General features: G+C 35.7%; 19 protein-coding genes and 5 rRNA genes. 13 read left to right on the forward strand and 11 right to left on the reverse strand.

Annotated elements, in window-relative coordinates; translation table 11 throughout:
• The first annotated feature begins 66 nt into the window (after positions 1–66).
• The 4 genes from G9F70_RS03470 (at position 67) to G9F70_RS03490 (ending at position 5,377) form a co-directional block, all read left to right on the forward strand.
• Positions 67–2,992, forward strand: a 23S ribosomal RNA gene (locus tag G9F70_RS03470).
• Between the two features lie 81 nt (positions 2,993–3,073).
• Positions 3,074–3,190: ribosomal RNA gene (rrf, locus tag G9F70_RS03475) — 5S ribosomal RNA — on the forward strand.
• Between the two features lie 809 nt (positions 3,191–3,999).
• Positions 4,000–4,848: a site-specific integrase gene (locus tag G9F70_RS03485; protein WP_220322476.1), complete on the forward strand. Its 849-nt coding sequence runs from the start codon at positions 4,000–4,002 to the stop codon at positions 4,846–4,848.
• A complete protein-coding gene (locus G9F70_RS03490; RefSeq protein ID WP_318010988.1) occupies positions 4,841–5,377 on the forward strand; it encodes a transposase zinc-binding domain-containing protein in 537 nt (178 codons plus the stop codon). The genes G9F70_RS03485 and G9F70_RS03490 overlap by 8 nt, the downstream gene beginning before the upstream one ends.
• A gap of 161 nt (positions 5,378–5,538) precedes the next feature.
• On the opposite strand, the gene G9F70_RS03495 is transcribed toward G9F70_RS03490, so the two are convergent.
• The 4 genes from G9F70_RS03495 to G9F70_RS03510 form a co-directional block, all read right to left on the reverse strand.
• Positions 5,539–5,856 (reverse strand): DUF6618 family protein, encoded by a 318-nt coding sequence (locus tag G9F70_RS03495; RefSeq protein WP_164948100.1) that lies wholly within the window; start codon positions 5,854–5,856, stop codon positions 5,539–5,541.
• 29 nt (positions 5,857–5,885) lie between these two features.
• Complete coding sequence (locus G9F70_RS03500; RefSeq protein ID WP_164948101.1) at positions 5,886–6,689, reverse strand: ExeA family protein; 804 nt, start codon at positions 6,687–6,689, stop codon at positions 5,886–5,888.
• Positions 6,682–7,941: a DDE-type integrase/transposase/recombinase gene (locus tag G9F70_RS03505; RefSeq protein WP_220323210.1), complete on the reverse strand. Its 1,260-nt coding sequence runs from the start codon at positions 7,939–7,941 to the stop codon at positions 6,682–6,684. Before G9F70_RS03505 ends, G9F70_RS03500 begins: the two co-directional genes overlap by 8 nt.
• 106 nt (positions 7,942–8,047) lie before the next feature.
• Positions 8,048–8,635 (reverse strand): DUF6431 domain-containing protein, encoded by a 588-nt coding sequence (locus G9F70_RS03510; RefSeq protein WP_224617393.1) that lies wholly within the window; start codon positions 8,633–8,635, stop codon positions 8,048–8,050.
• Between the two features lie 249 nt (positions 8,636–8,884).
• On the opposite strand from G9F70_RS03510, the gene G9F70_RS03515 reads away from it, so the two are divergent.
• Complete coding sequence (locus G9F70_RS03515) at positions 8,885–9,589, forward strand: transposase (protein WP_224617394.1); 705 nt, start codon at positions 8,885–8,887, stop codon at positions 9,587–9,589.
• Between the two features lie 331 nt (positions 9,590–9,920).
• Here the strand turns inward: G9F70_RS03515 and G9F70_RS03520 are convergent, their stop codons facing one another.
• From G9F70_RS03520 to G9F70_RS03530, 3 genes are all read right to left on the reverse strand, one after another.
• A complete protein-coding gene (locus G9F70_RS03520; protein WP_164948075.1) occupies positions 9,921–10,283 on the reverse strand; it encodes a VOC family protein in 363 nt (120 codons plus the stop codon).
• A gap of 395 nt (positions 10,284–10,678) precedes the next feature.
• Positions 10,679–11,233 (reverse strand): DUF4865 family protein, encoded by a 555-nt coding sequence (locus G9F70_RS03525; RefSeq protein ID WP_164948074.1) that lies wholly within the window; start codon positions 11,231–11,233, stop codon positions 10,679–10,681.
• Positions 11,234–11,539: 306 nt separating this feature from the next.
• Positions 11,540–11,968: an N-acetyltransferase gene (locus tag G9F70_RS03530; protein WP_164948073.1), complete on the reverse strand. Its 429-nt coding sequence runs from the start codon at positions 11,966–11,968 to the stop codon at positions 11,540–11,542.
• 293 nt (positions 11,969–12,261) lie between these two features.
• Between G9F70_RS03530 and G9F70_RS03535 the strand changes: the two genes are divergently transcribed.
• The 4 genes from G9F70_RS03535 (at position 12,262) to G9F70_RS03550 (ending at position 15,650) form a co-directional block, all read left to right on the forward strand.
• Positions 12,262–13,584 carry an IS1380 family transposase gene (locus G9F70_RS03535; protein ID WP_224617782.1) on the forward strand — a complete coding sequence of 441 codons (1,323 nt, stop codon included), beginning with the start codon at positions 12,262–12,264 and terminating at the stop codon, positions 13,582–13,584.
• 397 nt (positions 13,585–13,981) lie between these two features.
• Positions 13,982–14,275 (forward strand): sigma-70 family RNA polymerase sigma factor, encoded by a 294-nt coding sequence (locus tag G9F70_RS03540; RefSeq protein WP_224617395.1) that lies wholly within the window; start codon positions 13,982–13,984, stop codon positions 14,273–14,275.
• Between the two features lie 24 nt (positions 14,276–14,299).
• Positions 14,300–14,521, forward strand: a complete 222-nt coding sequence (locus G9F70_RS03545) for an RNA polymerase sigma factor (protein WP_224617396.1) — start codon at positions 14,300–14,302, stop codon at positions 14,519–14,521.
• Positions 14,522–14,543: 22 nt separating this feature from the next.
• On the forward strand, positions 14,544–15,650 hold the full coding sequence (locus G9F70_RS03550; RefSeq protein ID WP_164948078.1) for a hypothetical protein: 1,107 nt from the start codon (positions 14,544–14,546) through the stop codon (positions 15,648–15,650).
• Between the two features lie 97 nt (positions 15,651–15,747).
• Here the strand turns inward: G9F70_RS03550 and G9F70_RS03555 are convergent, their stop codons facing one another.
• The gene (locus G9F70_RS03555) at positions 15,748–16,074 is read right to left on the reverse strand and encodes a recombinase family protein (protein ID WP_164948079.1); all 327 of its coding nucleotides are present in this window, start codon (positions 16,072–16,074) and stop codon (positions 15,748–15,750) included.
• Between the two features lie 513 nt (positions 16,075–16,587).
• Between G9F70_RS03555 and G9F70_RS03560 the strand changes: the two genes are divergently transcribed.
• From G9F70_RS03560 to rrf (G9F70_RS03570), 3 genes are all read left to right on the forward strand, one after another.
• A 16S ribosomal RNA gene (locus G9F70_RS03560) occupies positions 16,588–18,106 on the forward strand.
• A 315-nt stretch (positions 18,107–18,421) separates the two neighbouring features.
• Positions 18,422–21,347 (forward strand): 23S ribosomal RNA (locus G9F70_RS03565).
• Positions 21,348–21,429: 82 nt separating this feature from the next.
• Positions 21,430–21,546 (forward strand): 5S ribosomal RNA (gene rrf, locus G9F70_RS03570).
• Together the 16S, 23S and 5S rRNA genes form the textbook arrangement of a ribosomal RNA operon.
• Before the next feature lie 598 nt (positions 21,547–22,144).
• Here rrf (G9F70_RS03570) and G9F70_RS27430 read toward each other — a convergent pair.
• From G9F70_RS27430 to G9F70_RS03590, 3 genes are all read right to left on the reverse strand, one after another.
• Positions 22,145–22,378 (reverse strand): MerR family transcriptional regulator, encoded by a 234-nt coding sequence (locus G9F70_RS27430; protein ID WP_164947622.1) that lies wholly within the window; start codon positions 22,376–22,378, stop codon positions 22,145–22,147.
• 217 nt (positions 22,379–22,595) lie between these two features.
• Positions 22,596–22,844 (reverse strand): hypothetical protein, encoded by a 249-nt coding sequence (locus G9F70_RS03585; RefSeq protein ID WP_164947623.1) that lies wholly within the window; start codon positions 22,842–22,844, stop codon positions 22,596–22,598.
• A 346-nt stretch (positions 22,845–23,190) separates the two neighbouring features.
• Positions 23,191–23,565, reverse strand: a complete 375-nt coding sequence (locus G9F70_RS03590) for a hypothetical protein (protein WP_224617397.1) — start codon at positions 23,563–23,565, stop codon at positions 23,191–23,193.
• Positions 23,566–23,904: 339 nt separating this feature from the next.
• Between G9F70_RS03590 and G9F70_RS03595 the strand changes: the two genes are divergently transcribed.
• Complete coding sequence (locus G9F70_RS03595; RefSeq protein ID WP_164947624.1) at positions 23,905–25,848, forward strand: serine hydrolase domain-containing protein; 1,944 nt, start codon at positions 23,905–23,907, stop codon at positions 25,846–25,848.
• Positions 25,849–25,900: the final 52 nt, after the last annotated feature.

Raw genomic sequence — 25,900 nt, forward strand, 5'->3', positions numbered from 1 at the left:
TCGCAAAATGAATTAAAACGTTTATGTAAATAGACGAAATTATCTACGCAAGTAGATAAAGATAAAGGTTAAGCTACAAAGGGCGCATGGCGAATGCCTTGGCACTAGGAGCCGAAGAAGGACGCGTTAAGCTGCGATAAGCTTTGGGTAGGCGCAAATAGCCAGTGATCCAAAGATTTCCGAATGGGGGAACCCACATAGTAACAACTATGTACTGCATACTGAATAAATAGGTATGCAGAGGTAGACCCGGGGAACTGAAACATCTAAGTACCCGGAGGAAGAGAAAGAAACATCGATTTCCTAAGTAGCGGCGAGCGAAAGGGAAAGAGCCCAAACCTAGGTCTTTGACCTAGGGGTTGAGGATAGATCATAAATACTGCAATTCCTTAATTGAAGATAGCTGGAAAGCTGCTCCGCAGAAGGTAATAGGCCTGTAAATGAAAAGGAAAAACAGTCAGATCTAATCCAGAGTACCACGAGACACGTGAAACCTTGTGGGAAGCAGGGAGGACCACCTCCCAAGGCTAAATACTACCTAGTGACCGATAGTGAAGAAGTACCGTGAGGGAAAGGTGAAAAGAACCCCGGAAGGGGAGTGAAATAGAACCTGAAACCGTGTGCCTACAACCGGTCGGAGCACTTTTTATGTGTGACGGCGTGCTTTTTGTAGAACGAGCCAACGAGTTACGATATGTAGCAAGGTTAAGTACTTAAGGTACGGAGCCGAAGGGAAACCAAGTCTGAATAGGGCGCTATAGTTGCATGTCGTAGACCCGAAACCGGGTGACCTATCCATGGCCAGGATGAAGCGGAAGTAAAATTCCGTGGAGGTCCGAACCACGTTGGTGTTGAAAAACCATGGGATGAGCTGTGGATAGCGGAGAAATTCCAATCGAACTCGGAGATAGCTGGTTCTCCTCGAAATAGCTTTAGGGCTAGCGTCGATTAATTGAGTAATGGAGGTAGAGCACTGAATGGGCTAGGGGCTGACAACAGTTACTGAACCCTATCAAACTCCGAATGCCATATACTTTTATTTCGGCAGTCAGACTGCGAATGATAAGATCCGTAGTCAAAAGGGAAACAGCCCAGACCATCAGCTAAGGTCCCAAAGTGTAAGTTAAGTGGAAAAGGATGTGGGATTTCTAAGACAACTAGGATGTTGGCTCAGAAGCAGCCACTCATTCAAAGAGTGCGTAATAGCTCACTAGTCAAGAGATCCTGCGCCGAAGATGTCCGGGGCTAAAACTTACCACCGAAGCTATGGGTGTACACTATGTGTACGCGGTAGAGGAGCTTTCTGTACTGGCTGAAGTCATACCGTAAGGAGTGGTGGACGGTACAGAAGTGAGAATGTTGGCATAAGTAGCGAGAGTTAAGTGAGAATCTTAACGGTCGAAAACCTAAGGTTTCCTGAGGAAGGCTCGTCCTCTCAGGGTTAGTCGGGACCTAAGCCGAGGCCGAAAGGCGTAGGTGATGGACAATCGGTTGATATTCCGATACCACCAATGGACGTTATTAGAAATGGGATGACGCAGGAGGATAAGATGTGCACACTATTGGATGTGTGTCTAAGCATTTAGGCGGAGCAAGCAGGCAAATCCGTTTGCTCTTAACGCTGAGATGTTATGGGGAAGGGAATTTATTCCTGAAGTATCTGATTCCACGCTGCCAAGAAAAGTCTCTATCGAGGATATTGGTGCCCGTACCGCAAACCGACACAGGTAGGTGAGGAGAGAATCCTAAGACCATCGGAAGAATTGCTGTTAAGGAACTCGGCAAATTGACCCCGTAACTTCGGGAGAAGGGGTGCCTACGAAAGTAGGTCGCAGAGAATAGGCCCAAGCAACTGTTTAGCAAAAACACAGGTCTCTGCTAAAGCGAAAGCTGATGTATAGGGGCTGACGCCTGCCCGGTGCTGGAAGGTTAAGGGGATTACTTAGCGCAAGCGAAGGTATGAACTTAAGCCCCAGTAAACGGCGGCCGTAACTATAACGGTCCTAAGGTAGCGAAATTCCTTGTCGGGTAAGTTCCGACCCGCACGAATGGCGTAATGATTTGGGCACTGTCTCAACAGCACATCCGGCGAAATTGTAGTGCCAGTGAAGATGCTGGCTACCCGCGATTGGACGGAAAGACCCCGTAGAGCTTTACTGTAGCTTAGCATTGAATTTCGGTATTGTCTGTACAGGATAGGTGGGAGACTGAGAAACATGGGCGTCAGCCTGTGTGGAGTCATCCTTGGGATACCACCCTGACAGTACTGAGGTTCTAACTGGAGGCCATGAATCTGGTCACAGGACATTGTTAGGTGGGCAGTTTGACTGGGGCGGTCGCCTCCAAAAAAGTAACGGAGGCGCTCAAAGGTTCCCTCAGCGCGGTTGGAAATCGCGCGAAGAGTGCAAAGGCAGAAGGGAGCCTGACTGCGACACCTACAAGTGGAGCAGGGACGAAAGTCGGACTTAGTGATCCGGTGGTACCTCGTGGGAGGGCCATCGCTCAACGGATAAAAGCTACCTCGGGGATAACAGGCTGATCTCCCCCAAGAGTCCACATCGACGGGGAGGTTTGGCACCTCGATGTCGGCTCGTCGCATCCTGGGGCTGAAGTAGGTCCCAAGGGTTGGGCTGTTCGCCCATTAAAGCGGCACGCGAGCTGGGTTCAGAACGTCGTGAGACAGTTCGGTCCCTATCCGTCGCGGGCGTAGGAAATTTGAAGGGAGCTGTCCTTAGTACGAGAGGACCGGGATGGACAAACCTCTGGTGCACCAGTTGTCACGCCAGTGGCATCGCTGGGTAGCTATGTTTGGAAGGGATAAACGCTGAAAGCATCTAAGCGTGAAGCCCACCCTGAGATGAGATTTCCCATAACTCGTGCGTAAGCACGGTGTTAGTAAGACTCCTGGAAGAACACCAGGTTGATAGGTTAGAGGTGTAAGCATGGTAACATGTTCAGCTGACTAATACTAATAAGTCGAGGGCTTGACCTTAATATATATAAAGCGTAAGCTTCAAGCGAAAGCGAGAAGATAATTTCACTGTGCAATTTTGAGAGAATATAATTTTCTCAATCTGGTGATTATGGCATGAAGGTAACACCCCTTCCCATACCGAACAGGTCGGTTAAGCTTCAATGCGCCAATGGTACTGCAGGGGTAACTTTGTGGGAGAGTAGGTCGTCGCCAGGTAACAAAAAACCACTAAGTCTAACTTAGTGGTTTTTATTTTGTGTAAATATAATTTAGATTTTGGATTATCAATAAAAATAACAATACTGCACCTAGGGGGATCCCAGTGCAGTATTGTTTTCATTAGTTCGTTATTTTTTATATAAAAATGGATGGGTATTTAAATTATAGACTATTCTGCAAATCTTATTCACTTTATTGAAAATTAAAGGAATAAGAGCATTTTAGAGAGTATTTATATGATAAAGCACTGTACTGGAAGTACCTAGGGAGAAATCCTTGGGGCTTATTTTTTTGTAAGAAAATAGCTAGGCGTTTACATAGCTAATTAGGTAGGATTTATAAAAAGTGTTAATCCAAGGATAATTAAGCAGGAAGGTATTCAAGAAGTTATAGAGAGATGTTTAAGTACTCCAAATGCATTTAGAAAGTATTCTTTTTACTGATTTAGTTACTGAATACATAAAGTAATGTTATTGAACTTATGAAGTTATGAACTTAATGTAAGTAATTTGTGGTTGAGATTGAGGAACAATACTTTTGAAAGACGACGTAAAAATACCGTAAAATTCCATTCTGAATAATACGGCATTTTAAGGAATTATTCGGTTTTTATAGTTGTGACGTTTAATACGAATAGAACTAAACCGCTAAAAACGGTGGCAGACGAGTACTAATGCGCTTAATTTAATTTTTACATAAATAAAATATAAAGAAGTATCCTATTTACTAAGATACTTCTTTATTATAATACACACTTCCTATAAACTTTTATTGTCGAAATAAAAAATAAGGAAGTGTTATTATTTATGTCAGAATTAAGAGAAAAAATGAAAATGGATATGGAACTAAGGGGTTATAGTCCAACGACTATAAAAAGCTATATCAATCACGTTAGTAACTTTGCTAAATTTTACAACAAATCACCAAAGTATTTAGGTGAAAAAGAAATTTGTGAATATCTACATTATTGTATCATTATAAAGAAATTAAGTGAAGGAACAGTTAATTATATTAATTCAAGCCTTAAATTTTTTTATACTAAAACTCTGAATAGATACTGGAATTCGGACAAAATCGCAAGGATGAAAGAACCATCAAAATTACCTGCTGTATTATCCCCAGATGAGGTTAAGTCTATCTTTGATGTTACTGAAAACCTTAAGCATAAGGCAATTCTCATGACGGTTTACTCCGCAGGCTTAAGGGTTAGTGAAGTTTGCAATTTAAAAATAACGGATATTGATAGTAAAAACATGCAAATATTAATTAGAGAGGGCAAGGGTAAAAAAGATAGATATTCATTGTTGTCAAAAGCAAATTTAGAAATCCTTAGAGAGTATTGGATAAAATATCATCCTACGGAATATTTATTTTCTGGAAAGGGTCGTACAGATTCTATAAGTCCACGTAGTGTTCAGAAAATGCTCGAGAAATCTATAAAAAAAACTAAAATCACTAAGCATGCAACTGTCCATACGCTTCGTCATAGCTTTGCAACTCACTTATTGGATGCTGGTACAGATATCTGCTACATTCAAAGACTTTTAGGACATACCAGAATAACTACTACCACTATTTATTTACATCTTAGAAGAATGGATTTACTTAATATAAAGAGTCCATTGGATGTGCTCTTAGGAGAAAAAGATGATTGAGATTCAAGATATATTTAATCAGTATGGCGATGAATATAGGAGAAATCATCAGCTTCCGCTGCACATTTTGAAAACTATGATTGATATTGAAGCTTGTAGAACAGAAGAGCTTGGTGGTCATATAGATGAATGTGATGAATGTGGGCATATTAGAGTTTCTTATAATTCCTGCCGAAACAGACATTGTCCTAAATGCCAAACTTTAGCAAAGGAAAGATGGCTTGAAAAAAGAAAAGAGGATTTATTACCCGTAGGGTATTTTCATGTAGTTTTCACTATACCTCAAGAACTTAACTATATAACTCTTACAAACCAAAAGGAAATGTATTCTATCCTCTTTAATGCTGTTTCAGAAACATTATTTGAACTTTCAAGAGATAAAAAATATTTAGGAGCCGAAATTGGATTTATGTCAATTTTACATACGTGGGGTCAAAACTTAATGGATCACCCTCACATGCATTGTATAGTTCCAAGTGGTGGTTTAACTTTTGATGGTACTGTTAAACGTCAAATTATAACTAATTGAAACGTCATTTTATTTCTATTATTAGTAGGTGATTTACGTCAGATTATCTCTAAAAAATCACTTTATGAATAAGGAAAAATCATTTTATTAATATAATTTCTTTTAGCCGGCAGGCTACTTTTATATAAAAAATGAGTAGCAATAATAGCTACTCAAGTATGTTAGTTTAAATCAATATGTTCAGCGACAGATTCTAGGGCGTGAGCCACAGTTATCGCATCTACTTTGTTCATAATTTCACATAAGCGTTCAGAGTTCCAAAACAAATCGTTTAAGGTAGAAAGATGACATCCTACATCATAATCAGGAATACAAGCGAAATTACCATAATTTGTTTTGCCTATAACTACAATAAATCCACTTCTACTTTCAATCTTAAACTCGTAATGACTTCCGAATTTAGTTAACTTAGTTATCATCCCAGACCAGCTTTCTATTTTTTTACCTGTTTTCATTGTACATTCAAATTTAATTGGCATAGAAAATCCTCCTAAAAAATATTCTACGGTTAACGAAGCGACATTTCATTGGCGGCAGCCATTATTGTGTCAGTGTCAATTACCGTTTTTTCGTGCTGTGCACCTATTATTAAGGCCTTTGTTAATATCATATTTAGACGTCTTATAGAACCAGTACAACTTCTGTATGCAGCTAAAATGGCATTACCATCAATTATTTCAGAAGAAGCACTTGCTAGTGATAGTCTCGAATGAATGTATTCTACAGCCTCAGTCTCTGAAAACCCTTCAAAATCATAATTTATTATGATCCTTTGCTTTAATGCTTCATGTATCTGTTTTTCTAAGATATTATTAAGTATAGGTTGACCTATTAAAACCAGTGAAAAACAGTCCTTTGAGTCCATAGAAAAATTCATGAGTAATTTTAAATCTTTCAATATATCATTACTTAAATACTGTGCTTCATCCCATACAAGTATGTAATGGACACCCTTATCACTGCTCATGTTTTCCATATAGTCTTTTATATTTTTAAACATGTCTGACTTGCGAGAGCAAGGTTCGAGTCCTAGTGAGATACAAAACTGCCGATAAAACTCAGCAGTAGTTACGGTAGTAAAGCAAAGATAAATAACCTTTGTTAAATTTGGATTAACTTTTTTCGCGAAACATCTTAGAGCAAAAGTTTTTCCTGATCCAGGCGAAGCCGTAAATAATCCAATGCCTCTAGTTTCATTAAGATAATCAAGTCTTGATATCATTTCTTTTAAATCCCTTGAGATATATGCATCTTTTTCTTTAATACCTTTTTCAAAAGGGTTTAAGGTCATACCATAAAACTGCTTAAACATATTTAACACCATCCTTTGAATAATCTATATTAAGTGGGTTTTTACGTTTGGTTTTACCATTTTCAACCTTGTTTGTTTTTCTAATGCTATATTTAATCTTTTCATAATAGATATAAGCACTGTCCATGTCATCAGGTAGATACCGCACTTCAACCTTCTGTTTTATAAATTGCATAGGTACATCATAAGATATTTTATCAATGCTTATAGTTGCATCATTATTTACTTTACGTTGTACGCGATTCATAAAACAATTATCTATCCATTCACTGTCAGATGCTACTTTTACATGAGCTAAATCGCTCTTATATCTATCAATAGGACGCTGTTTTGTAGAAGAATGAATAGTTATGTTATGCTTATTAATATAGGTGAATAATTCATCATTTAGCTCCGCTAAGGAGGAAATGGATTCTACGTCTAAAGCATTTAGCCATCTGCTTTTTAATGTCCTGAAATTCCTTTCTACCTTCCCTTTTGATGCACCGTCTCTTACCATTGTGTGAAGTTCTACTATTCCAAGGGAACCGCAGATAAGGCTTAATTGCTCATTTTTGTAGGGAGAACCGTTATCCAAGTAAATCTTATTGGGAATTCCATACCTGGCTACCGCCTCTTTAAGTACTTTTTGAAAGTTATAAGAATTATCATTGTAAAAGAATCTACCGCCTACTATTAGCCTTGACTTATCATCTATTAGCATAATTACATACGTACGTCTACGCTCACCATTTTCAGTTATAAATGGCCCGTAGCATGTGTCTCCCTGAAACATTCCAGTTGCAAACTCTTCTTCAAAAGCTTTTCTGTCTTTCATGTTGATACATCTAGCAGATTTAAGGTCCTTGTTTTTTATAAACCGCTGAACTGTTGAAATTGATACATCCTTTTCTTTAATAAAGCCATCTTCGATGAGTTTATAATATATAAGCGTAGCATTAATTTTAGGAAAGTTGTTTTTTAAATTGTATATCTGCTCTATGGCTACATCACTTAGTTTTCTGGTTTGACCTATATCGCTACGCGTCTTCGGAAGGAGGGAATCAAAACCAAATCTATTATATTCTGATTCCCAATTAGAAAGTGTTCCTGGGCTATACAAAACTGAATTACCGTTAGGTAATTTTACAGGGTTAATAGAAACACGTCTATAATAAGCGATTTTAGATTGCTCAGTAAAAGTATTATTTATAGCAGGGGCTATTAGTGCTAATCTAATAGATGCTATTTCGATTATTTCTTTGTTATTCATTTATTATCACCTCTAGAAAAATGTTATCATATAGGTATTTCAATGACCATTATCGTATTAAGTGGTCTGCCTAAATTAAAATTAAAAATATATGCTTATAGCTAAACTATGACGTTCCTTGAAAAAACGATGAACCATTTTGCTTGAAAAATTGTATTATGAAGTCCTCAAGTTTATCAAAGGAACTATTTATGATATGCTGCACAAAACTTAAGTTTGAAATGAGCTTGTCCTCTAAAAGTCCAAGCCATATCTGTTTATGTTCTTTAAACTTCTTTAAAATTCGATAGAATGTAGATATAGCAATGCCATAATGTTCGCACATAGCTTCCACCGAGTGATATTTATGTACAAGATAGTCATGGATGAGGTAAACGGTGAATTTAAAACTAAATGACATATACGGCACAATTACCGAAGGTAGGAGGGCGTGGGTACGTTTACATGATGAACAAATATATCTAGAAATGATGATTATATTATCTTGAGCAGTATTATTATTATTATTATTATTATAAGTCACAAGATGGCGGTTGTAAGATGCAAATGGAGATAACGCATGTTTAGCTCCACAAACTGGGCATACCAACGCCGCTATATTCAACGTTTTCATATGCTCATCAAAAATATTTATCTCATTTTTAAAAGAAATTTGCTTATAACACTTGCATAGTTGTGAAAATAATCTTATCATAATAATTAGTTGTAAGAGCTATTGCTCTTATCTTAAGGGAAGAACTTTTGCTTTGGTCGGCTTGGGGTTCTTCCTTTTCCTTTCTCTAATTTTAATAATAATCATAAAATAAGCTCCTGATGATGTCAAGTCATTAGGAGCTTTTGTAATAGAAATAATGTGCTTATTAAAAAAGCAATTAATAACTAGATAATTATTAGTATTATAGTTATAATTTGACTTAGGAATGCAGTTTCATAAAGCTATATTTTGACGCACTACAATGGTACAAAATGGATAAATTCTAAAAAGAATTTTTTTATTCCAGTGAAAGTTTTATCAAGAATATTTAGAGGAAAATTCTTATTTTATCTTAAAAAAGCTTATTATAGTAATGCTCTTAAATATACTACTGGAATTGAGGAATTAACAGAAAAACACATATTCCAAAGCTTTGTAGGTAAGTTATATAAAAAAGAATGGGTTGTATACTGCAAACCCCCTTTCGGGAGTGCGGAGTACGTACTTGAATACCTTGGCAGATACACTCATAGAGTAGCGATATCTAATCATCGAATTGTAAATTTAGAAAATGGATATGTAACATTTAAGTGGAGAGATTATAAAGACCATAATAAAGAAAAATTTATGACTCTTGCGGTAGATGAATTTATTAGAAGATTTCTCATGCATGTTCTACCAAGAAAATTTGTAAAAATTAGACACTATGGGATATTAAGCAATAGAAATAGGTCAACTAAACTTCAAAAGTGCAAAGAACTTACAGGTGCAGTACAAAGTAAAGGTGAAAATTCAGATGTTAAGTTAAGTGCAGCGGAGCTTCTTTTAAAGATGACAGGAATAGATATAAATACATGTTCTTGCTGTGGTAAAGGTAAAATGATTATAAAAGAGAAGTTGAATCGCCAAAATTTTTCTCCACCTTGTGAAAAAAAATGGAATAGCGTCTCGTAGAGTGTTTATTTTGGGGAGGGGGAAAGTACGTCTATTTTTAGAAAATAATCAAAATTTAGAAGAGTTTAAGATACATTTATGGAAATTAAAGTGATTAATCTTAGTGTTAAAGCAAATTTCAGAAAGAGGGGAAAGATTGAATCTCCATAGTAGTGGAAACGCGGCATCGTTCTTTTGCTTGTTTCAGAAATTGAGCAGTTTTAGTGGCTATCATCATTTAAGTATATACTTATGGTGATAGTTTTTATCGGCTCAACATCTGAATCCAAACCTATACAGAAAGCGAATTAACTTCAACCGTATATTATCGCAAGCCGGATGCTTTTGAAAATTACTTTGGAAAAACCCGTAACTGTACAGATACACCATTTGGGTCATAAACATAGAAATATCGAGTTTGAATATCAGGGTTCTGGATGGCAGAAGGGTTAAGACCTTTGTCCTGCGCAAGTTTATGCATTACATCTAGTTTATCCGTCTCAAAGCAAATGAACATACCTTTGCCTTCAAACTTCTGACCCTGTGGCATGCAGACAAGTTCAATCTCAGTTTCTCCACTACCATTTGTCAGAAATGCAACTTCTCCAGGGCCTGCTTTAAAGCGGCGGGAAATAGTTAGTTCTGTAATCGTCTCATAAAATTCAATAGATTCTTCAAAATTGTTGACCATTAAGGTCACATGCTGAATATGCATAGTATATCTCCTTTTCTTTGTGTAATCTTAAACAATTATCACACAATAAAATGTATAATTCAAGAAGTGTTTTCCTCAATATAACTCATCAAAAAATCCTTTTCATTGATGAGTTATGATTCCATTTTTTTTACAACTTCGACCTAGCTCTATAGAAATTATAGCATATTATCCATATTCCTATAATAGTAAATATTTTCATTTTAAAATACCGTATTATTCAATTTTCAAAGAGCATTGTTCGTACTTTAAATTTTAATAGTTATGTCGTGTAATTTTCAAATTACCTACCAATACTTTTGAATTGCGCACTAAAAATGCCATAAAATTCACTTCTGAATAATACGACATTTTAAATATTTTGTATTGAATTTTTGGAGTCTCTGCAAAATCATTTATTGAGATAGTTTTTCTTGTGATATATGAAGTATATTATAAATCACCCCTTTTTCTGCTTTTACTTTTATTAAATCATCTATAAAGTAAAAAACAATGTATTTCCAGTTATCTGGGTTATAGATAACTATATACTCTGTATTATCAATCTTAGGAATATCTTTTCCTATTTTATCTTTTAAATTATTTAAACTCTCTTGTGGTTCTATTTCTCTTGTGATTTCAAATAGGTATTTAGTCTCTTTAATTTTATATGTTGTTGTATCAATTAAAGGTATTCCTACATTTACCTGTTGCCACCCAAAAGAAGTTATTATATTGTCATAGAATCCATTAAATAAAAACTTGTTTAATCCGTTGCTATCTTTCCAAAGGTATAAAGGGCAATAACTATTCTGCAGATTATTATTTTCCCCTTTTTCTGTTATCAGATACAATTTAAACTTTAAATCGTCAAATTCATCAGTTTTGTGCCCATTGTTCTTTACCCTGTCTTTAATAATATTCATATCATAATTGCTTGGCAATATAATCTTATATTGTGTTGCTATCATTAATTATATCCTCCTTTTCACTTCTTTTTCTAAAAATAATTATTATATACAAACTTGAAGTATATAATAATTATTATATACTAAATTTAATTTTTTTCCAGTATATATTTCAAAAAAAGAAGATATTTTACACACCATATTATTCAATTATCAAAGACCATTGTTTGTATTTTTAATTTGAATAGTTACGTCGTTTAATTTTCAAATTGCCTAGCGATATTTTTGAAAGACGACGTAAAAATACCGTAAAATCCATTTCTGAATAATACAGTATTTTTTTAATTGTACATTTAATTGTATATTAAACTATTTTTCACCAAAGTACATAGTATATTCCATTTCTTTTGTATCATCATGGATACTTTCATCTAGGACTGTAAAATCGTTTTTAGAATAGAAATTTACTGCCTTTTTGTTTTTTGTAAAGACATCTAATATGAGATATGGATACCTAGATTTACAATGATCTATCAGTTTCTGTCCTATCCCTTCTTTTTGATATTCTTTTTTCACAAAAAGTCCTGCTATATAATTTTGTTCTAAAACTCCTATGAAACCTTTTATAAGATTATTCTCTTCATATACATAAATATCAGCAGATGGCAACATTTGTTTCACCACATCAAAATTTCCAATCCAGTATTCTTTAGGTGTAAAACTGTGAGCATCTATGTTAGTTTCAAGCCAAATTGCCATTACATCATCTAATTTACTTACATCAAATTTTTTAATCATGTTATTCTCCTTCATTTTTTAAAATATTAAAAGTAGGAGTAGAATACACTCATGAAGTTCACCCTTTCTATTACTTTTCTAATAATATATTTTATACTATTAGAAAACTCTATTAAACCCGGATTATTCATGCAACACTAAAAAGCTATGACTTACATAGCTAAAACACTGTATTCTATAAACTTTTAATTTTTCATGAAAAAAGTGATAAAAAAGTATATGCAAAAAGCCTCAAATTTGTTATGTTTAAGTTGACAAAACAAAACACAAAAACAAAGGAGAGACTTCTTACAATGAATAGTGTAAATGAAAAATCATTAGAATTCAACAAAAAAATTAAAATAGATTTTGAAGGTGGAAATTTAACATCAGATGCAGGGCTTTTATTATATAAAGAATTTGATGAAAAAATCGGCTTTAGTAAAACAATCAAAGAAAATATTTGTATTATAGATAGCTCAGCTGACGCTAGAACACATAAAAATGAAGACATTGCGATTCAAAGAATATATCAACGAATCGCAGGTTATGATACTGATGATAATGCCGATGAACTTAGACACGATCCTACTTTTACCAATATACTTGGTAAAGAATCATTAGCCTCTCAACCAACAATTTCTAGGTTTAATAAAAGGGTTACTGTTGAAACATTAAAAAGCCATGAATATATTAATGAAACGCTACAAGATAAAATTTATTCAGTTAGAATGCCAGAGCATATTATTTTTGATATAGATTCTACGAATTTTCAAACCTATGGTGATCAATATGGTTCAGATTATAACTCTCACTATGGTTCAAATGGATATCATCCACTATTAATGTTTGATGGGCTGACAGGTGATTTAATTAAAGCGGAGCTTAGGTCAGGAAATGTCTATACTTCAAGGCAAGCAGTAAGATTTATAGGTCCTGTGCTTAAAAGATATGTGAATAAATATCCTAATACTACAAAGGTTATAAGAGGCGATAGTGGATTTGCTACTCCTGAGTTATATAAAATTTCCGAACAACTTGACACACTTTATGCAATAAGATTAAAGGTTAACTCTACATTATACAAATCAGCATGTGAATTTGCTAATGAAATGTCTAAATTGTGCAAAAGAGACTTTTGCTCATACCATGTTGTTTATGGAGAATTTAAATATAAAGCATCAAGTTGGGAAAAAGAGCGTAGGGTGGTTGTAAAAATAGAAAAGCCAGAAGATCAAATGTGCTATAACTATACGTTCATTGTTACAAATATGACATTACCTCCAGAATCCGTGGTTAAATTCTATTGCAACAGAGGTACTATGGAAAACTTTATAAAAGAAGGTAAACTCGGATTATCTTTTGATAAAATGAGCAGTACTACTTTTATAGCTAATGCTAATAAGCTTCAAGAAATGGTGCTTGCATATAATTTTAACAATTGGTTTCGAAATCTATGCTTAGATAAAACACCAATGAAAAATATGACAATTGAAACTATTCGCACAAAATTAATAAAGATTGCAGCAAAAATAGTGAAAGGTGGAAGATATCTAAAGTTTAAATTATGCAGCAGTTGCCCTTACAAAGAAGTATTTTTTAATATATTAAATAGAATTTTCTACATACCTATATAGGTTCATTTGATTTAATAATTCATTTGCAAAACTTAATAATTTAAATAATATGATTAAAACAAATTGGTGAAGTGTATACTTTTTAAAATGTAAATATATGTATAATCATATTTTATGTGATTTCTATCCAGGAAACGCGATTTTTGTAATGAAAATAAATAATAAAACTCAAATTCTATGTGTTTTTAAAATTAAACCCATAAAATTTAAGTTCATGAATAATCCGGGTTAAATTATATAAATGTTCTTTATTATATCATATATTATTCAATTATCAAAGACCATTGTTCGTACTTTCAATTTCAATAGTTACGTCGTCCAATTCTCATATATCGTTACAACAAAACCCATATCAATCAGAAAAGCAGAGGAAAATGCTAAAGCTTTGGTTGATGACATGCATGTAGTTCAAAGTGTTGGTAAAGTTAAGAATGGATTTAAGGCTGATGAACTTGAAAATGATAAGAAGATATACAGTTTCGTATATAATATAGTGAGAAATAGAGAAGAAGCTATGGATATTACTCAGGACTCTTTTGTTAAAGCAATTAAATATATTCATAGTTATGATTCAGGCAAGAACTTTGCTACATGGATGTTTACTATAGAAAAGAGTACTACTTACGATTATCTGAAAAAAAAGAGTCATAACAATACTGCTAGCAGTATTGAGAATGAGGAATCAATGTAATGATCACATATTAATAGTCCGGAAGTGCTCTATCAAAATAAAGAGACTCTATTAGAAATGGGTAATATTATTGATAATTTACCTATAAAATATAAAGAGTTGATTCATATGAAATACATGCTAGGATTAAGTTATGAAGAAATTAACAAAAAACTTATGATTTCAATCAGTAAAGTTGAATCACGGCTGTATATTGTTAGAAAAAGGTTTCAAAAAGAGAAAGGAAAACTGAAAGGAAAGGAGTAGTTAGATTATAAAGTGTTTGAGTGTGCAGAAAAGGTTACGTGAGATATTCGCAAAGAAAAAAAGATTGTTGATTGGATCAGGAGGACTTTTTATCTTAATATTCCTTGTATTGTTTAACAAGTATGATGTGTTTTTTAATATATCTAATGCATTGTCAAAAGGGCATCCAGCATACATTATAGAAGAAAAGCATTTCAAAAGCATAGAATTAGCCCAAATATATATAAAGGAGATTCCATTTGTTGTTCCCCAAAAGATTAAAACTAGCTATAAGCTTAAGGAAATAACTTATTCCAAGACTAAGGAAAATTCTTGTTCAGTAGTTTTTCAATATAAAGATGATAATAATAACGAGCTTAGGCTAGAATACCATTCAAAGGGAGATAATATTGAAAGTAATTCTGATTTCCGTATTGTAAATCCTGACATTGTTAGAATTGAGACTGAAAAGGGATATGGAATAGCACAAAAAGCAACAAATCCAGTAGGGAATACTATTTTGACTTCGAAATTCTTACATTTAGAACTACCTAAATATTCCATGACAGCTAATTTATTTTATAGTGAAGAAGTTAATACATTTGATAAGTCCGATGATGAAATGTTAGCCGGAATTATTGAAGGCTTTTTACACTCGGAAATATTTTACGCTAAAACTGAGAGTGATATTATATTTGATTCACTTACCCTTAGGTTCAATAGTTTTTCAGAGTTTAAGCAAAGTGTTCCACTTGATGTTTATATAAATGAACCTAAGTATATACCAAACGGTTTTAACTTTAAATACATCATATATAAAAGATATAAAGACAACCCGTCACATGTCTTTAATATTACAGCTATTTATGAAAATTCCGAGGGAATTCAATTATCAATTAACTATATGACGTTTGAAAAAAGTGGAATACATGTTAATAATAATAATACATTTGAACAAAGAAATATTTACAAGATTCAGTGTGATGGAAATGATAAGGGATCCATGATTCCATATATAGAAAGACGGTTGCGTTATCAGTTAAGTAATTTTGATATGAATATATACTTGCAGTATAAATCGGGTGAAGCCGACTACGACAATAGTTATGATAATGAATTGAGAAAGATAGTGGAAAGTATAGAAGGGTAGATATAAATAGAATTTATTAGACTCCCCCATTAATCTTAGATTTGTATTTTTTCAACTTCAAATAATAGATCAACATATAATTGGCGTAGTTTATTGGTTACATCAAGTATATCTCTGTGTTACGTCCAAATCGGCTAATTGACTTTGTGATAATACGTTCAATTTTCTTGGCTTTACAGTCTGCCAACATTCTTTGAAATTCAGCTCTGCCAGAAATGTTTTTCACAGATTTGATATCTGCATAAATATCGACAGGCACCCAATTTATATGACTGCTAAACACCTGTCTATAATATTCTATTTGATTAGACAGGTTTTCAATTTGTTCTGCATGCGCTGTGCTAACTATGAAATAAAGAGCAACATTTGTTTTCCATTTTGTAGATATATGATTAATCCTTGTAAATTTTCTCACATTGCCCATGTAAAAAGAACCTTCCTTTATAAAAGTTCGTAATTAGCCTACACATGTAAGTTTACCAAATATTTGAAAGATATAATCCGGAAATGTAAATTTATATAAAGCTATGAGTGGTAATAGTATGATTAATTCAGCCACAAAGGAGGTTTTTTAAATATATGAAGTGCAAATAAGGGATAATTACTTAACCACGAGTATCGTAATGCGAAATATTGAATTATTTGTACGTATATGTAGGGATGTGAAGATAATCTAGCTAGATAACTTATTGGGTGAAATCATGCTATTATTTATATGATAGAATACTCCTTGTCGTCACATGATGGCAAGCAAGTTGGTCTTTGAAAATTAAACAGAGAAATAGGTAAAATAGCGAAATAATATTTCGCTTGACCAGTTAATTACTTTAGATAAAAAAGTAATTTTAGTCGTAAGACTAAAAAGTATGTAATGAGCTTGCTAACCAGCTTAACAGTTGGCGCAGATTATTCATTTCAAATAAAAAGTGTAAACTTTTAAATTGAGAGTTTGATCCTGGCTCAGGACGAACGCTGGCGGCGTGCCTAACACATGCAAGTCGAGCGATGAAACCCTTCGGGGTGGATTAGCGGCGGACGGGTGAGTAACACGTGGGTAACCTGCCTCAAAGAGGGGAATAGCCTCCCGAAAGGGAGATTAATACCGCATAATATGTTTTGATCGCATGATTGAAACATCAAAGGAATTTTCTTTTAGAGAATTCCACTTTGAGATGGACCCGCGGCGCATTAGCTAGTTGGTGAGGTAACGGCCCACCAAGGCAACGATGCGTAGCCGACCTGAGAGGGTGATCGGCCACATTGGAACTGAGACACGGTCCAGACTCCTACGGGAGGCAGCAGTGGGGAATATTGCGCAATGGGGGAAACCCTGACGCAGCAACGCCGCGTGAATGATGAAGGCCTTCGGGTTGTAAAGTTCTGTCTTCTGGGACGATAATGACGGTACCAGAGGAGGAAGCCACGGCTAACTACGTGCCAGCAGCCGCGGTAATACGTAGGTGGCAAGCGTTGTCCGGATTTACTGGGCGTAAAGGATGCGTAGGCGGACATTTAAGTCAGATGTGAAATACCCGAGCTTAACTTGGGTGCTGCATTTGAAACTGGGTGTCTAGAGTGCAGGAGAGGTAAGTGGAATTCCTAGTGTAGCGGTGAAATGCGTAGAGATTAGGAAGAACACCAGTGGCGAAGGCGACTTACTGGACTGTAACTGACGCTGAGGCATGAAAGCGTGGGGAGCAAACAGGATTAGATACCCTGGTAGTCCACGCCGTAAACGATGAATACTAGGTGTCGGGGGTCGAACCTCGGTGCCGCAGTTAACACAATAAGTATTCCGCCTGGGGAGTACGATCGCAAGATTAAAACTCAAAGGAATTGACGGGGGCCCGCACAAGCAGCGGAGCATGTGGTTTAATTCGAAGCAACGCGAAGAACCTTACCTAGACTTGACATCCCCTGCATAACCCAGAGATGGGCGAAGTCCTTCGGGACAGGGTGACAGGTGGTGCATGGTTGTCGTCAGCTCGTGTCGTGAGATGTTGGGTTAAGTCCCGCAACGAGCGCAACCCTTATCATTAGTTGCTACCATTTAGTTGAGCACTCTAGTGAGACTGCCCGGGTTAACCGGGAGGAAGGTGGGGATGACGTCAAATCATCATGCCCCTTATGTCTAGGGCTACACACGTGCTACAATGGTGAGTACAAAGAGATGCAAGACCGCAAGGTGGAGCCAAACTCAAAAACTCATCCCAGTTCGGATTGTAGGCTGCAACTCGCCTACATGAAGCCGGAGTTGCTAGTAATCGCGAATCAGCATGTCGCGGTGAATACGTTCCCGGGCCTTGTACACACCGCCCGTCACACCATGAGAGTTGGTAACACCCGAAGTCCGTGAGGTAACCGTAAGGAGCCAGCGGCCGAAGGTGGGATTGATGATTGGGGTGAAGTCGTAACAAGGTAGCCGTAGGAGAACCTGCGGCTGGATCACCTCCTTTCTAGGGAGTAGATGCAAAGACTTCGGTCAATGCAACAAGAAGAATTTAATTATTCTTCAAAAATGTCTACTGTAATTACTCGTAACCTATTCTCTGTTTAATTTTGAGAGACTAATCTTAGTTAACTCTTTGGAGTTGACTAATAGATAGTTTTTCTAAAAATGTTCTTTGAAAATTGCACAGTGAAATTAAAGTTGTTTTAATAAGTTAAAGCCATGTAAGTGGTGTATAGATGAATTTAATACAATTTCGCAAAATGAATTAAAACGTTTATGTAAATAGACGAAATTATCTACGCAAGTAGATAAAGATAAAGGTTAAGCTACAAAGGGCGCATGGCGAATGCCTTGGCACTAGGAGCCGAAGAAGGACGCGTTAAGCTGCGATAAGCTTTGGGTAGGCGCAAATAGCCAGTGATCCAAAGATTTCCGAATGGGGGAACCCACATAGTAACAACTATGTACTGCATACTGAATAAATAGGTATGCAGAGGTAGACCCGGGGAACTGAAACATCTAAGTACCCGGAGGAAGAGAAAGAAACATCGATTTCCTAAGTAGCGGCGAGCGAAAGGGAAAGAGCCCAAACCTAGGTCTTTGACCTAGGGGTTGAGGATAGATCATAAATACTGCAATTCCTTAATTGAAGATAGCTGGAAAGCTGCTCCGCAGAAGGTAATAGGCCTGTAAATGAAAAGGAAAAACAGTCAGATCTAATCCAGAGTACCACGAGACACGTGAAACCTTGTGGGAAGCAGGGAGGACCACCTCCCAAGGCTAAATACTACCTAGTGACCGATAGTGAAGAAGTACCGTGAGGGAAAGGTGAAAAGAACCCCGGAAGGGGAGTGAAATAGAACCTGAAACCGTGTGCCTACAACCGGTCGGAGCACTTTTTATGTGTGACGGCGTGCTTTTTGTAGAACGAGCCAACGAGTTACGATATGTAGCAAGGTTAAGTACTTAAGGTACGGAGCCGAAGGGAAACCAAGTCTGAATAGGGCGCTATAGTTGCATGTCGTAGACCCGAAACCGGGTGACCTATCCATGGCCAGGATGAAGCGGAAGTAAAATTCCGTGGAGGTCCGAACCACGTTGGTGTTGAAAAACCATGGGATGAGCTGTGGATAGCGGAGAAATTCCAATCGAACTCGGAGATAGCTGGTTCTCCTCGAAATAGCTTTAGGGCTAGCGTCGATTAATTGAGTAATGGAGGTAGAGCACTGAATGGGCTAGGGGCTGACAACAGTTACTGAACCCTATCAAACTCCGAATGCCATATACTTTTATTTCGGCAGTCAGACTGCGAATGATAAGATCCGTAGTCAAAAGGGAAACAGCCCAGACCATCAGCTAAGGTCCCAAAGTGTAAGTTAAGTGGAAAAGGATGTGGGATTTCTAAGACAACTAGGATGTTGGCTCAGAAGCAGCCACTCATTCAAAGAGTGCGTAATAGCTCACTAGTCAAGAGATCCTGCGCCGAAGATGTCCGGGGCTAAAACTTACCACCGAAGCTATGGGTGTACACTATGTGTACGCGGTAGAGGAGCTTTCTGTACTGGCTGAAGTCATACCGTAAGGAGTGGTGGACGGTACAGAAGTGAGAATGTTGGCATAAGTAGCGAGAGTTAAGTGAGAATCTTAACGGTCGAAAACCTAAGGTTTCCTGAGGAAGGCTCGTCCTCTCAGGGTTAGTCGGGACCTAAGCCGAGGCCGAAAGGCGTAGGTGATGGACAATCGGTTGATATTCCGATACCACCAATGGACGTTATTAGAAATGGGATGACGCAGGAGGATAAGATGTGCACACTATTGGATGTGTGTCTAAGCATTTAGGCGGAGCAAGCAGGCAAATCCGTTTGCTCTTAACGTTGAGATGTTATGGGGAAGGGAATTTATTCCTGAAGTATCTGATTCCACGCTGCCAAGAAAAGTCTCTATCGAGGATATTGGTGCCCGTACCGCAAACCGACACAGGTAGGTGAGGAGAGAATCCTAAGACCATCGGAAGAATTGCTGTTAAGGAACTCGGCAAATTGACCCCGTAACTTCGGGAGAAGGGGTGCCTACGAAAGTAGGTCGCAGAGAATAGGCCCAAGCAACTGTTTAGCAAAAACACAGGTCTCTGCTAAAGCGAAAGCTGATGTATAGGGGCTGACGCCTGCCCGGTGCTGGAAGGTTAAGGGGATTACTTAGCGCAAGCGAAGGTATGAACTTAAGCCCCAGTAAACGGCGGCCGTAACTATAACGGTCCTAAGGTAGCGAAATTCCTTGTCGGGTAAGTTCCGACCCGCACGAATGGCGTAATGATTTGGGCACTGTCTCAACAGCACATCCGGCGAAATTGTAGTGCCAGTGAAGATGCTGGCTACCCGCGATTGGACGGAAAGACCCCGTAGAGCTTTACTGTAGCTTAGCATTGAATTTCGGTATTGTCTGTACAGGATAGGTGGGAGACTGAGAAACATGGGCGTCAGCCTGTGTGGAGTCATCCTTGGGATACCACCCTGACAGTACTGAGGTTCTAACTGGAGGCCATGAATCTGGTCACAGGACATTGTTAGGTGGGCAGTTTGACTGGGGCGGTCGCCTCCAAAAAAGTAACGGAGGCGCTCAAAGGTTCCCTCAGCGCGGTTGGAAATCGCGCGAAGAGTGCAAAGGCAGAAGGGAGCCTGACTGCGACACCTACAAGTGGAGCAGGGACGAAAGTCGGACTTAGTGATCCGGTGGTACCTCGTGGGAGGGCCATCGCTCAACGGATAAAAGCTACCTCGGGGATAACAGGCTGATCTCCCCCAAGAGTCCACATCGACGGGGAGGTTTGGCACCTCGATGTCGGCTCGTCGCATCCTGGGGCTGAAGTAGGTCCCAAGGGTTGGGCTGTTCGCCCATTAAAGCGGCACGCGAGCTGGGTTCAGAACGTCGTGAGACAGTTCGGTCCCTATCCGTCGCGGGCGTAGGAAATTTGAAGGGAGCTGTCCTTAGTACGAGAGGACCGGGATGGACAAACCTCTGGTGCACCAGTTGTCACGCCAGTGGCATCGCTGGGTAGCTATGTTTGGAAGGGATAAACGCTGAAAGCATCTAAGCGTGAAGCCCACCCTGAGATGAGATTTCCCATAACTCGTGCGTAAGCACGGTGTTAGTAAGACTCCTGGAAGAACACCAGGTTGATAGGTTAGAGGTGTAAGCATGGTAACATGTTCAGCTGACTAATACTAATAAGTCGAGGGCTTGACCTTAATATATATAAAGCGTAAGCTTCAAGCGAAAGCGAGAAGATAATTTCACTGTGCAATTTTGAGAGAATATATATTTTCTCAATCTGGTGATTATGGCATGAAGGTAACACCCCTTCCCATACCGAACAGGTCGGTTAAGCTTCAATGCGCCAATGGTACTGCAGGGGTAACTTTGTGGGAGAGTAGGTCGTCGCCAGGTAAGAAAAAACCACTAAGTCTAACTTAGTGGTTTTTATTTTGCATAAATATAATTGAGATTTTTGATAAGGTAATTATTAACCACATATGACTTTTTATATTCTCAGATAACTTTATGCCTTCTAATTTTCATAAAATGTTATACAATATATATGAACATATCTTTTAGAAGCGGTAGTATGAAAATTGTAGCAAAATCGATAGAAGTAGTTGATTGGACTGATAAAAAGCGGAATATATGGCCTTCGCTATATATAAATTCTCTCCCTATTATTGTATTAAACCAAATTTTTTTATCTCAAATAGAGTTGATGCTTTAAAATAGTTGTTTGAAGTAGAGCAAACTAATTAATAGAAAATATGAATTTGATGCAGTGTAAAAAAAGCCATAGGTTGTAATGTTAACCCAGGGAGAAATCCTTGGGGCTTATTTTTTTGTATGAAAATAGCTAGGCGTTCACATAGCTAATTAGGTAGTACTTATCCAATGAAACGTGTTAATCTAAGGATAATTGAGCAGGAAGGTATTCAAGAAGTTATAGAGAGATGTTTAAGCATTCCAAATACATTTGGACTTATCACATTACATACGGCCACTCTCATAGGTCGGAAAATAACAATATTGCTATTTGAGGGTCTGTACTGTCAAGTATGATTTTCACTGACTTTATAGGAATATCCAGGTCCCTCAACAGTAGTACAAGAAGTACACGCTGTAATGCTTCAGTGTTGTATATACGCCAACCAGATTGTGGGTCGCGCTGACTGTTAAAAAGCACCTTTTCTTCCCAGCGACGAAGCGTGCAACTCGTCAGTCCAAGCTTCGCTGACACCTGATGAATTGGTTAAAAATGGCTCATTCAAACACCTTCTTTTCAATATATGAGGTTCCCAATAGGATAAAATATCATTTGACACTGCGTCAATTGCAATAGAAATTATTTTTTTGCCACGAAGATACTAAACAGTAGTTACGTCACATTTTACTATTCATACACAATATAAAAAGTGTATCTTAGTATAATTTCAACTATATCTATTGTATTGATTTTAAATAATAGATATAAAAATTAATATAATAGATATAAGAAATGGTTGTATTGATTCCTTTTTCTTTTTATCATAAAAAAATATTATTCCCGAAATGATAAGCATTGCTATTCCTGCTATGATACTTAATAATACTGTAATTTGATTAATAATCTTGATATACGATATTTCATAAATAATTCTTAAAATAAAATAACCTATAGCAAAACCAAGAGATACAGACTCTATGTTGTTGGTAAATGTTTTCATATAATCACCCCACGACACAAATATTTACTTAATTATACTATTTATACCATGAATTCTATATAAAAAATTAAAATACATTTTGCTTATTATAAAATAAAAACCACTTAATATAATAATAATAATAATAATAATGAAAAAACACAAAAATCATGGAATATGCGTTTCATGATATTTTAAAAAGATACCCTCTCTCGATTCTCTTAGTTAGTTCCCTATACTTTTGGAGTGCGACGTAAAAACACCGTAAAATTCAATTGAATAATACGATGTTTTTAAGTGGTTATTCAGTTTTATTAGTTGTGATGCTTAATAAGAATAATGCGAATTAATTAACTAAAAATTATGCTTATACACCATAGTGTATAACATATTTATTTTCAGATATTGCCTTTCTTATCAATATCAATAAATCAATCAGTTGTATTGATGATTTTGATTTCTTATCTTTTGAAACAATGTTATAAAAAGCCTCTAATGATTCTGGCGGAATAAGAGTAACTCCCCACCTATCAAGTGCAAAATCTGGTCTACTATAGTAACCGTGGTAAGTTTTAATTAAAATCAATTCATCCCACCAATCGTTCAAAATATCGTCATTAATAGCGACACAATTATATTTTTTAGGTTCATAATAAGAATAATCTTTATCTTTTTCAAATTCATCTATAATACCGAATTCAGCAACACAAGCCACATTAGCACCTACCTTCTTGATATACAAGTAGTCCTACCGTTTGAGTGAATATTTTACAACTTCGACCTACTCTATGGAAATTATAGCACAATATACATATTTATACATAACTATATTTCCATAATAGTAAATATTCTTATTTTTTAATACCGTATTATTCAATTTTCAAAGAGCATTGTTCGTACTTTCAATTTCAATAGTTACGTCGACCTTTTCTCATATGTTGTCACAACAAAACCCATATCAAATAGTGTATGGGTTTATATTTTTATATATAAACTTTATTTTTTCGTAAGAAAAAAGTTAAAATCAAAAATTTGTTTTGATATAAAATCTAACTATAGAATAATTAAGGAGTTGAAAATTATGAAGATGAAAGCAAAAAAAAATATGGTAATATTATTAAGTACCATATTGATAAGCTCAGGGTTACATAGTAATAGCTTTGGAAAGGAAATAGAGAAGAAACATTTAGAGGTGAATAACAGTCAGGATTTACAGAGATTTACAGATGATTTTTTTAAAAAGAATATGGAAAAGTATTTAATTCCAGGAGCAGCTATAGCTGTTGTAAAGGATGGAAAAGAAGTATTTAAAAAGGGATATGGTTATAGTGATGTAAAAGCAAAAGTATCAGTAAATCCAGATAAAACTCTTTTCCCAGCAGGATCAGTAAGTAAATTGTTTACTGCAACAGCTATTATGCAATTGTATGAAGAAGGAAAAATAGATTTAAATAAAAATATTAATAATTATATAAATCCTTACAAGGTTGATAATCCTTATAAGGAAGCAGTAACTTGTGGTAATTTATTAACGCATTCTAGTGGAGTTGATGAAGCTAGTGAGCTTAATGGTGGTACGAGAGATGAAAAGTCAATAAAATTACAGGAGTATTATTTTGATAACCATACTCCTAGGGTAGTAAGAGAGCCTAATGCTGTTAGTAGATATTCTAATCAAGGTTATAACCTTCTAGGGTATGTTATAGAAAAGGTATCTGGTATTAGTTATGAGGAATATATAAAGAAAAACATATTAGAAGCTTTAAAAATGGATAATAGCTTAGTTAGATTAAAAAATAATAATACAGTTAAGTGTTACGGGTATGGAGGAATAGGCGGAGAGTATAATGAAAGTCCTTTAGGCTATCAACATACTTCCGGATCTTCAGGAATAAATGCAACAGTTAAAGATATGGAAAACTTTATGATAGCTCACTTAAATAATGGAGAGTTTCAAGGAAAGAAAATTTTAAATGAAAAAACATTAACAATAATGAAAAATAAGCAATTTTCAAATAATAATAGTTTACCTGGAATGGGATATGGATTCATAAGAAGCAATAGAAATGGACAAGAAATATTAAAACATGAAGGTGCATTAATGGCAGGTAGTACTACTACATTATTTTTAATGCCAAAGGAAGGTTTAGGGATATATGTCGCAACCAATTCATTAAATCCACTTCCGTTTAACTTTGAAGAAGAGTTTTTAAATAAATTCTATCCTACCACTAATAATAAGTTTAATGAAATAAAGAAAAATCCATCTAAGGATTTTAGTAAATATGGAGGAACATATAGAAGCTATGATGGAATATCAAAAAGTAATATTATGAAGCATTATGTTTTATTTATGTCTGATTTAAATATGAAAATTAAAGATAATAAAGATGGTACATTGACTCTTAAAGAATATACTCCTGCTAAAGAAGAGATTACTACAAATCTTGTAGAAATTAAAGATGGCGTATTTGCTAGGGAAGATGGTAGAGGAGATTTTGCATTTAGGATGAATGATAAGGGCAAAGTAACTTATGCATTTAATGATTTAAGTGAAAGTTCTTTCGAAAAGATAAGTTTTTTTGATGAAGTAAATTTTAATATAGCTATATTTGTTATAGCTATGGTTATGTTCATTATTAATATGATTGGAACAATAGTTTTTTTTATAAGAAGGAAGTTTAAACAAACAAGGTACAAAGCTTGCAGGAGCATTAAATTAACTAGGGTAGTAAACTTAGTTATTAGTGTGCTTAATATAGTTGGAATATTTGGAGCAATTATAATGGCAATGGTTATGATTAGTACTAATGATTTTACCTTTGCATGGTTACTTTATACCTTTTTAGGTTTTCTAATAGTATCAACGGTTTTAAGTATTTCTGGATTAATTACTTTAATATATATTTGGATTAAAAAGAGAGGGCGAAAAGCAGAGAAAAATTATTTTACGATTATAACTATAGGTAATTTTATTTTTATATGGTTTATATGTTACTTTAATTTTTTGGGATTTAAAATATAACCTGAAACATCAATTATTTTAAAATGTGGTATAATTTTGTTTAAATAGTTAT

This window comes from Clostridium sp. FP1 (assembly GCF_011065975.2).
In the GTDB taxonomy this organism is placed as follows: Bacteria; Bacillota; Clostridia; order Clostridiales; family Clostridiaceae; genus Clostridium_AD; species Clostridium_AD tagluense.